Source organism: Bacillus sp. FSL K6-1106 (assembly GCF_038005245.1).
In the GTDB taxonomy this organism is placed as follows: domain Bacteria; phylum Bacillota; class Bacilli; order Bacillales; family Bacillaceae; genus Bacillus; species Bacillus altitudinis.
Window position 1 is genome coordinate 1,404,703 of record NZ_JBBOSV010000001.1, and the last position, 12,241, is coordinate 1,416,943.

Consider the following 12,241-nt stretch of genomic DNA (forward strand, 5'->3'; position numbering starts at 1 on the left):
CATTTCCTCACTTTTCTTTATTGATCATGTTGTTTTAATACTTCTAAAAATAGTTGTTCTTCTAATTTTGCTTGTTTCTTCATAAGCGCTTGACGCTTTCTAAAATGAAAATAGGCTTTTCCTATCACTTGTTGCTTTTCAATAGAAGGAAGATACACTTCTAACCCACGAAAAATGCCAGGTGTTAATTTTGGAACCGTACTTCCTTGCATAGAAACTGCCATTTGTTTTTTCATAAATTGAGATTCATTTAAAACATAACATAAATACTGCTTATCTAGTTCTTCAGTTTCTATGATCAGCTTGGCAAAGTTTTGGTTCATGACTTTACCTTGAGTCTCGATACTGACAATTCCTGCAATCGAACTAACGAAGCTGAAGACAACATCACAAACATTTGTTAAGTACGGATCAACCGTTAATAATGTGCTTTCTTTTTCATTTACAATGGAGTTTAAATAAGCACCATCTAAATCTTTCATTAAATCTTCATAAGAATATGTAGATAAGTCAGCATGATCATGCTCGTTTTTTCTTGATTGATTTTTCCCCATTTTGATCGTTATGATTTGTTCAAGCTTCATATCCCGCCCTCATTTAGTAATTCGTACGAATTACTTTTTAATATATATTCATCGTACCATAGTCTCATTTCATCGACAATCATTTCGAGTATTCACACAGATTACTTTTAATTTATCGACTAATCAATAGTGACTCCAGTTTCTTCATTAATAATAATTACTGGTGAAAATAAAGAAAACCAACTTCCATTATTGGAAGCTGGCCATGTTTATATTAATTCGTATTCTGTCCTCCGCCATTCAATCCTTCTTTCACATAGCCTTTGACTTGGCTTGAGGTTAATAGACCGATATGTCCAACGCCGTGGATGAGGACGTTTCTTGCGCCAATTAAGCGAGAGAGGCTGTTGACGACGATGAGATCGGCTGAGCTATAGACAGAAGTGTAAAGAATTTTTTGATTTGGATCGGTGCCTGGTAATGCTCTGAGTGAAACGAGTCCGTTTGCTCCACCAAGTGTGACGACGTTTTCAATTTTATCTCCCCCGTCTAGGTTCTTAATATAGTATAACGTGTTCGCACCGCCCATACTATGAGCCACAATATCTACTTTTTTGGCGCCCGTTTTGGCTAGTACATCTTTGACGAATCTAGAGAGCCTCGGGCCATTGTTCAGGTTATTACCTGTTTTGTCTATGAAATCGATTGCAAAAAGTTGGTTTTGATCCCATCCCTGTGATACCAAGTATCGTTTGATCGAAGCAAAGTTATAAGACGCACCACCCATGCCGTGTACCATTACAACCGGATTATGCTCAGCCGCTTTGGCCTCTTTCGGCTGGATGAAGGCTATTGAACCTAGCACTAAGGCAAAGGCAACAAGAATTTGCAAACTCTTTTTCTTAAATCGAATCACTTTCATTCCCCCTTATTCATCTTATTCGACTCTATTTTATACAAGAAAAATATGTCAGAAAAGTGAACAAGGTAATGTTTATGAGATGATTTTACAGAAATATAAATAATCATAAAGCACCTTGGACTTTTTTAAATTAAAACAAAAAGACTACGAGCCCCTCTATCTTTCATATATAATGTGAATAGACAAAAGGAGGTTCTGCTAGATGCTGTTTACTCAAACACCTGCACTACCCTATTATGCGGTGATTTTCACATCAAAACGAACAAATGTCGAGCAGAAAGAATACGCCGTGGCTGCTCAAAAAATGGAAGAATTAGCGAAAGAACTAGACGGGTTTCTTGGAATAGAAAGTGTACGAGATGAACATGGTGTTGGAATCACTGTCTCTTACTGGGATTCATTAGCAGCCATCAAAGAATGGAAAGCACATACAGCACATCAGCGTGTTCAAAAAAAAGGAAAAAAAGATTGGTATGAATCCTATACAACCCGAATTTGTAAGGTAGAACATGCTTATACAAACGAAAATTCACTCCTTGAATAAGAAACAGACAAATGAGAGAAAACCGCTCTGTAAAAGCTTAATTCCTACTTCTGAATAAAAAAGAAAAGCACCTCAATGTATATGAACATTTGAGGTGCTTTTCATGATACTTACTGTTTCATAAGGATTTATTTATACGTCACAAGGAAATATTTCTTTTTCCCTCTTCTTAAGACCGTAAATTGGTTTTCAATTCGGTCATCTGCTGAAAGGACATAGTCTTTGTCGGTTTGCCTCTCTCCGTTGATGTAGACGGCACCGTTTGTGATATCTTCACGTGCTTGACGTTTTGATGGAGACAGTTTTGATTCGACAAGAACATCAACAAGTGTTAATTCTTCTGCACTGTCTTTCTCCATTGATGGCACATCTTTAAAGCCTACTTTCACTTCTTCTGCTGTAAGAGATTTGATCTCGCCTTTAAATAGCGCATTTGAGATGTTGACAGCCTGTTCTAGTGATTCACGGCCATGCACAAGTGTTGTGACTTCTTCTGCCAAACGGCGCTGTGCTTCACGCTTTTCAGGGGCTGTTTGCACTTTTTCTTCGTACGATGCGATCTCTTCTTTTGATAGGAACGTAAAGTATTTTAAGTATTTCACGACATCACGGTCATCTGTGTTAATCCAGAATTGGTAGAATTCATATGGTGATGTTTTTTCTTTATCTAACCAGATGGCGCCGCCTTCCGTTTTCCCAAATTTCGTGCCGTCTGCTTTTGTCACAAGCGGCATTGTGAGACCAAATGCTTTTGCGCCTTCTGCTTCAGACTTACGGATCAACTCAAGTCCAGATGTGATATTTCCCCACTGGTCACTTCCGCCGATTTGCAGCTTACAGTTTTCATTTCTGTAAAGGTTCAAGAAGTCTAACGATTGCAGAATCACGTAGCTGAATTCTGTGTACGAAATCCCTGTTTCAATACGGGAGCTGACGATATCTTTTGCGAGCATGAAGTTGACACCGAAGTTCTTCCCAATATCACGAAGGAACGTGATGACATTCATTTGACTGATCCAGTCATAGTTATTGACGATGACAGCTGGGTTGTCACCTGCTTCAAAATCAAGGAATTGAGAGAGCTGGCCTTTGATTTTCTCTGACCACTGTTCGACGATTTCTGCTGGGTTTAGTGAACGTTCTGCTTTTTTGAAACTTGGGTCACCAATCAGTCCAGTTGCGCCGCCAACAAGTGCAATCGGATGATGACCTGCTTCTTGGAATCTGCGCAATGTTAAAATTGGCAGTAAGTGACCAATGTGCAAGCTGTCAGCTGTTGGATCAAAGCCGGAGTATAGCTTGATTTTTTCTTCTGCTAATAATTTTGTTAAACCTTCTTCATCTGTTTGTTGCTGAATTAATCCTCTGAACGATAATTCTTCCATCAATTGACTCATATCCAAATCTCCTTTTTTTACAATTCAACATAAAAAACGCCCCTTCGAATGAACGAAGGGACGATATATATCGCGGTACCACCCTGCTTAAAAGACAAAACAACACGTCTTTTCACTTACACTGATAACGGACAGATCCGTTCTTTCACTAATCAGGCAACATGCATGCTCCTTTTCGTAAAAGCGGTTCGTGAGGGTAATTCGAATATCTCTTTGTACTGACTCGCACCAGCCGTCAGCTCTCTTGGACAGGGAAAGATGATTCTACTGAATCTCAGTCAAAACCTTTTCATATTCAACTAAAGTCATTTTTAACATACTTTTGATATCAAGTCAACTGACGGAAGCGATTAATCTTCCATTGTCGAGAGATCACCAGCAGGTAAATTCAGTTCCCACGCTTTTAGCACACGTCTCATAATTTTACCGCTGCGTGTTTTTGGCAGTTTGTCTTTAAACTCAATTTCTCTCGGTGCTGCATGTGCAGCGAGTCCTTTTTTCACAAACGTACGAATCTCTTCTTTCAGCTCATCTGTCGGTTCGTATCCGCTTCTAAGCGCTATAAATGCTTTAATAATTTCACCGCGCACAGGATCTGGTTTTCCGATAACACCAGCCTCTGCAATGGCCGGATGTTCCACCAGTTTACTTTCTACCTCAAATGGACCGACCCGCTCTCCTGACGTCATAATGACATCGTCGACACGTCCCTGGAACCAGAAGTATCCATCTTCATCCATATAAGCTGAATCTCCTGAAACATACCAATCTCCCGGCATAAAGTAAGATTCATATTTTTCAGGATTGTTCCAGATCGTATGCATCATAGACGGCCAACCTTTTTTGATGGCAAGGTTCCCCATCCGGTATGGCGGAAGTTCATTTCCGGCATTATCTACAATCGCAGCTTCAACGCCTGGAATTGGTTTCCCCATTGACCCTGGTTTGATATCCATGCATGGATAGTTACAAATCAGCTGTGCACCTGTTTCTGTCATCCACCAAGTGTCATGAATTCGTTTACCGAATACAGCGTCTCCCCAGCGGATCACTTCTGGATTAAGTGGCTCTCCTACACTTAACACATGACGGAGTGAGCTCAGATCATATTTTTGAATGAGATCGTCTCCTGCTCCCATCAGCATTCTGAAGGCTGTCGGCGCACTGTACCAAACGGTCACACCAAGCGATTCAATGGTTTCGTACCACGTATCAGGATTGAACCTGCCGCCTAAAATGACATTCGTCGCTCCATTCAGCCACGGAGAAAAAATACCGTACACCGTCCCTGTTACCCAGCCTGGATCAGCTGTACACCAGTAGACATCTTCTTCTTTCAAATCAAGTACCCATTTACCCGTCTGGCCTTGCTGCACCATTGCGCCATGAACATGGAGCACACCTTTTGGCGTACCAGTGGACCCTGACGTGTAATGAAGCAGGTATCCATCTTTTTCATCCATCCACTCGATTTCAAGTTCCTTCGCTGCCTGTTCAAATGCTTCTTCAAAGTGAATCGTCCGCACATCACCTGCATCCTCTTTTTCACCGCCGACAATGATGACGGATTCAAGCTTTGGAAGTTCTGCAAACGGAATCCGCTCAAGCAGATCAGGCGTTGTCACAATCACTTTTGCCTCACTATTTTCTAAACGATCTTTGACGGCACCTTCCATAAATGCCTCAAATAACGGACCGACGATCGCACCAATTTTGACAGCACCCAGCAGTAGAAAATAGAGCTCAGGTGATCTTGGCATAAAGATAAACACGCGATCCCCTTTTTGCACATGTGCCTGTTCTCTTAATAGATTTCCTGCTTTGTTTGTCTTGATTTTCATATCCCTGAACGTATACTTTTCATCCCGCTGTGAATCTTTGTAGTGAAGCGCCACCTTGTTTTTACGAAACGAGTCCGCATGTCTGTCAATCGCTTCATAAGCTGCATTTACTTTTCCTGTTTCATACCAAGAGAAATTTTTTCTCGCTTCCTCCCATGAAAATTCTTTGTATGCTTGCTCATAATCATTTAAATGATAGTCCCCTTTTACTGATGGTAGCGTTTCCACTTTCATCAAACAGTCCCCCTTTGCATACGTTTACAATGACCATTATAGTATAGATGACTTTTTTTCTCAATTTTTAAAAAACTTCTGATGAAACCGTTTTAATTATTGCAAGATTTAAGATAGAATAGAGACGACTCACTAGAATTTGAGGCGGTGGATACGTGGAGCATCCTAAAACTTATTATTCAAAAACCATTGAGCGAGAAACAGGTTCCATCCTGATTGAAGGACCGGTACCTGCATCAGAGCTTGCGAACTATATGTTTCATGAAGGACTAACGGCATTTCGCACGCCTGAGGAACAGAAACAAGCACTTGTTGAAATAGCAGATCTTCCTGAAGGACGTATTATCATTGCTAGGGTGGATGAGCTTGTCGTAGGCTATGTCACGTATTTGTACCCTGATCCGCTTGAACGCTGGTCAGAAGGCAACATGGACAATTTAATTGAGCTCGGTGCCATTGAAGTCGCTCCCCCATTCAGAGGCTGCTCACTTGGCAAGCATTTACTGGATGTGAGCATGATGGATGAGCAAATGGAGAATTACATTATCATTACAACTGAATATTACTGGCATTGGGATTTAAAGGGGACAAAGAAAAACGTGTGGGAGTACCGCAAAATGATGGAGAAAATGATGAACGCAGGCGGTCTTGTCTGGTTTGCAACAGACGAGCCAGAGATTAGCTCACATCCAGCCAATTGTTTAATGGCACGGATCGGAAAAAATGTGAGTCCTGATTCGATCGAGCGTTTCGATCGTCTTCGCTTCCATCAGCGCTTTATGTATTAACGTTCAATTCGTTTTTTTGGCAAAGGGGATTGGTAAACATGATGATTGAACAAATTATGGAGCGTGATGTGATCACGCTGCGCAAAACCGATACGATTGAAGAAGCCATTCAAAAAATGAGTGCACATCACATTCGGCATATTCCTATCGTATCTGAGCAGGGATCTGTCATTGGGATGGTGACAGATCGGGATATTAAAAATGCCAGTCCAAGTATTTTTGAAACAGAGAAAAGGCAGCTTTTTATTCAGCGACCGGTTGAAGACATCATGGTGCTAGAGACGATTACCGCTCATCCGCTTGATTTCGTTGAGGAGATTTCAAGTGTCTTTTTTGAACACGGAATTGGCTGTCTTCCCGTTGTGAGACGTGGCAAGCTTGTAGGGATCATCACAAAAACAGATTTACTTCGTACGTTTGTAAGACTAACAGGTGCAGATCAGCCTGGATCACATTTAGAGGTTGAAGTAGCGCAAGTGACAGAGGGTCTTGCAGACATTACGTCCATTTTAAAAGAGCAGCATATTCAAATGCTGAGTGTACTCGTGTACCCACATGCCAATGAAGCCTCTAAAGTGCTCGTCTTCCGCCTTCAAACGATGCATGCAGATCATGTGATGAAGCTGATTCGTGCAAAAGGCTATAAAGTGCTCTGGCCTATGGAGCAGACGATCAAATGAAGGAAGCGACCTTTGTTTTTTCACCATCTTTTCAAACGTACCAGTTTCACCAAGATCATCCCTTCAATCAGCTTCGCGTCTACTTAACTTATGATCTTCTTCAAAAAATGAAGGCATTAACGGATGATGAGATTGTCGCACCTCGTATGGCGACGCTGGAGGAATTAAAGCTCGTCCATACAACAGACTACATTCAAGCAGTTCAGCGGGCAAGTGAAGGAAAACTGTCCACCGCAGAGGGGGAACGTTATGGTCTTGGCACTGAGGATACCCCGATGTTTGCAGGGATGCATGAGGCAGCTTCTCTCCTAGTTGGCGGGACATTAACAGCGGTTGATCAAGTGATGCTTGGACATTCGCAGCATGCGCTCAATCTTGGCGGCGGGCTTCACCATGGATTTAAAGGGCGTGCTTCTGGCTTTTGTATTTATAATGACAGCTCTGTGGCCATTCAGTATATTCAAAAGACATATGGCGCTAGAATTTTATATATTGATACAGATGCTCATCATGGCGATGGTGTACAGTTTAGCTTCTATGATGATCCAGAGGTATGTACTGTTTCCATTCATGAAACAGGGCGCTATTTGTTCCCTGGAACTGGACAAGTACAGGAAAGGGGTCATGATAAAGGCTATGGCTATGCATATAATATCCCGCTTGACGCATTTACAGAAGACGAATCATTTTTAGAAGCCTATCGAACAGCAGTGACAGAGATTGCTGCTTTTTTTAAACCAGATGTCATTTTGACGCAAAATGGAGCAGATGCCCACTATTATGACCCTTTGACGCATTTATCTGCTACCATGAAAATATATGAGGAAATTCCTAGAATTGCCCATGAGCTGGCGCATCAATATTGTGATGGAAAATGGATCGCTGTGGGCGGAGGCGGCTATGATATTTGGCGTGTCGTCCCAAGAGCATGGAGCCGCATTTGGCTTGAGATGAAAGGCATTACACCACCAGATGCACTTCCTCAGGAATGGATTCGGGCATGGGAAAAACAATCGCCTGTTCCGCTTCCATCCACATGGCTAGATCCTGACGATTTATATCCACCGATTCCAAGAAGAGCAGAAATTACAGAAAAAAATGCACAAACGGTAGAAAAAGCACTCATGCCTGTTCGACGAGAAAAGAAAAAGGCATAAAAAAAGCAGGCGTCCACTGATCAAGTGAGCCTGCTTTCTTTTTTATTTCGTCGATTGTCTTTCTTCGATTCTATGTGGCAATTCAACAATTTGATCTTCTACTTGTTCTTTGTTCATGAGCTTTGTCAAAAGTCTCATCGCAACAGCGCCAATATCGTAAGTCGGCTGAACAACTGTTGTCAATTGAGGGCGAACCATGAGGGATAGTCTTGTGTTATCAAAGCCAATCACTTCTAAATCTTCAGGAATGGATACGCCTCTGTCCTGCGCTCCATGAATGACACCTAGCGCCATTTCGTCAGTAGCTGCAATCACAGCCGTCGGCTTGTCAGATTGCTCAAGCAGATTAGCGAGTGCTTCAATACCAGAGTCATATGAGTAGTCTCCTTCAGCAACAAGCGCTTCGTCAAATGCGATACCAGCTTCTTCAAGCGCACGCTTATAACCAGCAAGCTTTCTCATAGAATTAATTGGTTCTGACATTGGTCCAGATACAAACGCAATTCGTTTATGTCCTTTTTCAACCAATAGCTGAACTGAATCATAAATGGCTTGTTCATAGTTAATGTTGACTGATGGTGTTTGTGCCTGCTCTTCAACAGATGCTGCAAGTACAATGGGTACAGGAGAGCGCTTAAATTCTTCCACATGCACATCTGTAATGTTTCCGCCCATAAAAACGATTCCATCTACTTGTTTGCCAAGCATTGTGTTTAACAAATGAAGTTCTTTATCAGTATTTTGGTCTGAGTTGCTCAAAATAATGTTGTACTTGTACATCGTCGCAATATCTTCAATTCCTCGTGCAAGCTCTGAATAGAAGATACTTGAAATATCAGGGATGATGACCCCAACTGTTGTGGTCTTTTTACTTGCAAGGCCTCGTGCGACTGCGTTCGGACGGTAGCCGAGACGATCAATTGCTTCAAGCACCTTTTTTCTTGTTGTTGGTTTTACGTTTGGATTACCATTAACAACGCGTGATACCGTTGCCATACTTACGTTTGCTTCTCTTGCTACATCATATATTGTAACATTATTCACATAAATCACTCCTTCAAATACACTTCATATCTATAGCATTCACCAATTGGATAGAGACATGTCAGATACGAGGAAAATAATATCCTATTTGTCATTAAAACGATGAAAAGAGACACATAATTTTTCAATCTACATCAAAATGACATTCTTTTATGAAATTATACACGTTTTTTCTTCATATGAAAACGTTCCCTTTCTTTTTATAACTAAATTAAACAAACTTTAATGAGCTTGTTACCTGTAAATTGAATCATATTTCACCAAAAATCGTTGCGAACGTCAGCTATGACAATGATCTTAGCAGATTCTATCGAATTTTAAAAATGAAAACATTGTGAACAAGCGTATTTTTAGCTTGCAATGTGCTCTTTTCCTTTCATTGCCAATTTTGATCGTATTTTTTCATGAAAAAACCGCCGGGCTGTCATCCGGCGGCTTTTCTATTTATGGTTACGCGTGAATGTTGACAAGTGGTCTTAACGCATCTAACCATTTTTCGAATTGTGGAATGTCCATTTGCTGCGCTGAATCAGATAGGGCAACAGATGGATCTGGATGCACTTCTGCCATCACACCGTCTGCTCCAATCGCAAGAGCTGCTTTAGCTGTTGGAAGAAGTAGATCTCTGCGTCCTGTTGAGTGTGTCACGTCAACAAAGACTGGTAAATGTGTCTCTTGTTTCAAGATTGGCACAGCCGAGATATCTAGTGTATTTCTTGTGGCTGTTTCGTATGTGCGGATGCCTCGCTCGCAAAGGATGATTTGGTCATTTCCTTGTGCGATGATGTATTCAGCTGCATTGATGAATTCTGAAATTGTTGCTGCTAAACCGCGTTTTAAAAGAACTGGTTTGTTCACTGATCCAGCTTCTTTTAAAAGCTCGAAGTTCTGCATGTTACGTGCTCCAATTTGGATGACATCGATATGCTCAATCGCTTCTTCAATATGAGCAGGATTCACGATTTCACTAATAACTGCAAGACCGTATTCATCTGCTACACGTTTTAGAATTTTTAGACCGTCTACGCCAAGTCCTTGGAAGTCGTATGGACTTGTGCGAGGCTTAAATGCGCCACCACGAAGAAGTTTTAGTCCCTGCTGTTTCGCTGCTGCCGCTACTTCTGCAACTTGCTCGTAGCTTTCAACGGCACATGGTCCAACGATGAAACGTTGTTTTCCGTCACCGATCGCTTCTCCATTGATATTGACGATTGTATTTTCAGGTTTTTTCTTACGAGAAACAAGAAGTGCTTTGCTGTGGTCATCTTCTTGTAGCTCTAAACCTGCTTTGAAAATTTCTTTGAAAATATGTTGAATCGTTGAATTTTCAAATGGGCCATCATTTTCTTCAAGAATTTGATTAAGCATTGTGCGCTCTCTGACAGGGTCATAACGGTTGACACCTTGCGCTTCTTTTGCCTTTCCAATTTCTTTTACAATGTTTCCTCTTTCATTGATCAGTTTTAAGATTTGAAGATTTAGTTCATCTGCTTGCTGTCTCAATTGTTCCAATTCATTGTTGCTCATTTTTGTCATCCTTTCCTCTGCCCGCTCTCGCTTTTTATTTTTAATCTCTTATAATAGGGTTTATTATAAACAAAGATTTCGGAATTGTCACGAAAAAATTCTTTATTACCCAAACGCTTTTAAGCGATAAAGTATTATGTGTAAGATTATAGCATACTTTTGATGCAAGTAAACCTTTTTTATAAAAAAACGTCAGCAATCGCTGACGTTTTTCTACATGTTATGTTCAAGCGCTTCTTTTGTAATGCTTGAGTGAGAAGCATGCCACTTTACTTTGCCACCGCTAAAGATGAGTGCCTGTGGGCTTTCGTGCTTGATCCCTGACTTTTCAGTCACATAGGATGAAAGCTCTCTTGTGTTTTGAATTTGCAAGAAATAAGCAGGAACATCCTCATGTTCTGACGCAAACGCTTCAAACTCTTGAAAAGCAGCTTGGCTGATTGGACATGTCAAACTGTGCTTAAAAAAGACAAAGGTTCCGTCTTGATTCGTTAGTTGATCAAACTGTTCTTCTGTTTCTATGAGTTGTTTAGACATGATGTGCTCCTTCCTAACTTAAGCAGCGAGTTAGCCTTTCGTAGATTGTTCTACTTTTTCTTTGACATCTTTGATGCCGTCTTCAATGTCTGCTTTTGCTTCTTGTGCTCTTACTTTTGCTTCATCTGCTACATCTGAAGCTTCATTTGCAATATTTGCTGCAGCATCTTCTGCTTCGCTTTTTACTTGTTTAGCTTTTCCAGCTGTACGATCTTTTATGTCTTTTACTTTGTCTAAAATCTGGTTTGACTGCTCTGCTACGAGCTGAGACAATTCAGATGTTTTGTCTTTCGCAATCGTCACATATTCAGTGCCTTTTTCCTTTGCATCTGTTGTAAGACGATCTGTTTTTTCTTTTAGGGCATTCGCTTGGGTGTTCAAATCATCGCGAAGCTCTTTCCCTGACTTTGGTGCTAAAAATAATGCCGTTGTTGCACCGATAATGCCACCGATAAGTGTTCCGATCAAAAAGTCTTTGCTATTGATTCCGTCTTTGCTCATGATTATTCCTCCTATGCGAAAATGGTTGTTTATTGTTGTTTACGCTGTTTCCATTTTTTATAGATTTCAAGTGCTGCGTTACTCCAGCTTACCACATCCGTGACTTTCTCTTGATTTCGTTCAACGGATGAAGAAACCGCACCAGCTGCCTGCTTTATGCTTGTATTAAATTGGTTGATCGAGCCACCAATTCCCTGCACCGCATCCACAACTGTGTTAAGTTTTGCCGATTTGTCTTGAATATCTTCAGCAAGCTGATTGGTCTTATGTAGCAACTGTGCTGTCTCTGTGGTGATGCCTTGCATCTGTCCTTCAAGACCTTCTAAAGTTGATGCGACATTCTTTAATGTCAGCTGTAAGGATTTCAATGTTTTGGACAAGTAGATGACAAGAATGAGGAAAGCGATTGCGATGAGTGCAACGCTTAAATAGAGAATAATAATCATCTGATACCTCCTTTGCTGCGGGCATATTCAATTCAATACCCTCTCGTTGTATCATTCAAACATCGCCTAGAATGACCGATTGAATAATAATTCTACACT

Annotated in this window: 13 protein-coding genes and 1 other annotated feature; of the genes, 4 read left to right on the forward strand and 9 right to left on the reverse strand. The window is 41.0% G+C overall.

All coding sequences use genetic code 11. The features are described 5' to 3' along the window. Positions 1-17: 17 nt before the first annotated feature. Both MHI20_RS07305 and MHI20_RS07310 read right to left on the reverse strand, forming a co-directional pair. Positions 18-584, reverse strand: coding sequence for a restriction endonuclease subunit S (locus MHI20_RS07305; protein WP_340937378.1), 567 nt, complete (start codon positions 582-584; stop codon positions 18-20). Between the two features lie 214 nt (positions 585-798). Further along, complete coding sequence (locus tag MHI20_RS07310) at positions 799-1,416, reverse strand: esterase/lipase family protein (protein WP_412836555.1); 618 nt, start codon at positions 1,414-1,416, stop codon at positions 799-801. 232 nt (positions 1,417-1,648) lie between these two features. Between MHI20_RS07310 and MHI20_RS07315 the strand changes: the two genes are divergently transcribed. Further along, complete coding sequence (locus MHI20_RS07315) at positions 1,649-1,990, forward strand: antibiotic biosynthesis monooxygenase family protein (RefSeq protein ID WP_135009407.1); 342 nt, start codon at positions 1,649-1,651, stop codon at positions 1,988-1,990. 128 nt (positions 1,991-2,118) lie between these two features. Here the strand turns inward: MHI20_RS07315 and tyrS are convergent, their stop codons facing one another. Both tyrS and acsA read right to left on the reverse strand, forming a co-directional pair. Continuing rightward, positions 2,119-3,387: a tyrosine--tRNA ligase gene (tyrS, locus tag MHI20_RS07320; protein WP_008343066.1), complete on the reverse strand. Its 1,269-nt coding sequence runs from the start codon at positions 3,385-3,387 to the stop codon at positions 2,119-2,121. A gap of 53 nt (positions 3,388-3,440) precedes the next feature. Beyond that, positions 3,441-3,678: a binding site (T-box leader), on the reverse strand. A 59-nt stretch (positions 3,679-3,737) separates the two neighbouring features. After that, a complete protein-coding gene (gene acsA / locus MHI20_RS07325) occupies positions 3,738-5,462 on the reverse strand; it encodes an acetate--CoA ligase (protein ID WP_144667131.1) in 1,725 nt (574 codons plus the stop codon). 155 nt (positions 5,463-5,617) lie between these two features. Here acsA and MHI20_RS07330 point away from each other — a divergent pair, with 155 nt between their 5' ends. From MHI20_RS07330 to MHI20_RS07340, 3 genes are read left to right on the forward strand one after another with little or no spacing between them, the layout of a single operon-like run. Beyond that, positions 5,618-6,250 (forward strand): GNAT family N-acetyltransferase, encoded by a 633-nt coding sequence (locus tag MHI20_RS07330; protein ID WP_144667128.1) that lies wholly within the window; start codon positions 5,618-5,620, stop codon positions 6,248-6,250. Between the two features lie 38 nt (positions 6,251-6,288). Beyond that, positions 6,289-6,930: a CBS and ACT domain-containing protein gene (locus MHI20_RS07335; RefSeq protein WP_017358312.1), complete on the forward strand. Its 642-nt coding sequence runs from the start codon at positions 6,289-6,291 to the stop codon at positions 6,928-6,930. Then, positions 6,927-8,087, forward strand: a complete 1,161-nt coding sequence (locus tag MHI20_RS07340) for an acetoin utilization protein AcuC (protein ID WP_045034170.1) — start codon at positions 6,927-6,929, stop codon at positions 8,085-8,087. Before MHI20_RS07335 ends, MHI20_RS07340 begins: the two co-directional genes overlap by 4 nt. Before the next feature lie 42 nt (positions 8,088-8,129). Here MHI20_RS07340 and ccpA read toward each other — a convergent pair whose 3' ends face one another. The 5 genes from ccpA to MHI20_RS07365 all read right to left on the reverse strand — a co-directional run bounded on the left by ccpA (position 8,130) and on the right by MHI20_RS07365 (position 12,142). Beyond that, the gene (ccpA, locus tag MHI20_RS07345) at positions 8,130-9,131 is read right to left on the reverse strand and encodes a catabolite control protein A (protein WP_008343056.1); all 1,002 of its coding nucleotides are present in this window, start codon (positions 9,129-9,131) and stop codon (positions 8,130-8,132) included. Between the two features lie 450 nt (positions 9,132-9,581). Beyond that, positions 9,582-10,658 (reverse strand): bifunctional 3-deoxy-7-phosphoheptulonate synthase/chorismate mutase, encoded by a 1,077-nt coding sequence (locus MHI20_RS07350; RefSeq protein ID WP_017358315.1) that lies wholly within the window; start codon positions 10,656-10,658, stop codon positions 9,582-9,584. A gap of 213 nt (positions 10,659-10,871) precedes the next feature. Further along, positions 10,872-11,195, reverse strand: coding sequence for a bacillithiol system redox-active protein YtxJ (ytxJ, locus tag MHI20_RS07355; RefSeq protein ID WP_007501805.1), 324 nt, complete (start codon positions 11,193-11,195; stop codon positions 10,872-10,874). A gap of 30 nt (positions 11,196-11,225) precedes the next feature. Beyond that, on the reverse strand, positions 11,226-11,696 hold the full coding sequence (locus MHI20_RS07360) for a YtxH domain-containing protein (protein WP_007501807.1): 471 nt from the start codon (positions 11,694-11,696) through the stop codon (positions 11,226-11,228). Positions 11,697-11,725: 29 nt separating this feature from the next. Beyond that, complete coding sequence (locus MHI20_RS07365) at positions 11,726-12,142, reverse strand: DUF948 domain-containing protein (protein WP_017367864.1); 417 nt, start codon at positions 12,140-12,142, stop codon at positions 11,726-11,728. Positions 12,143-12,241: the final 99 nt, after the last annotated feature.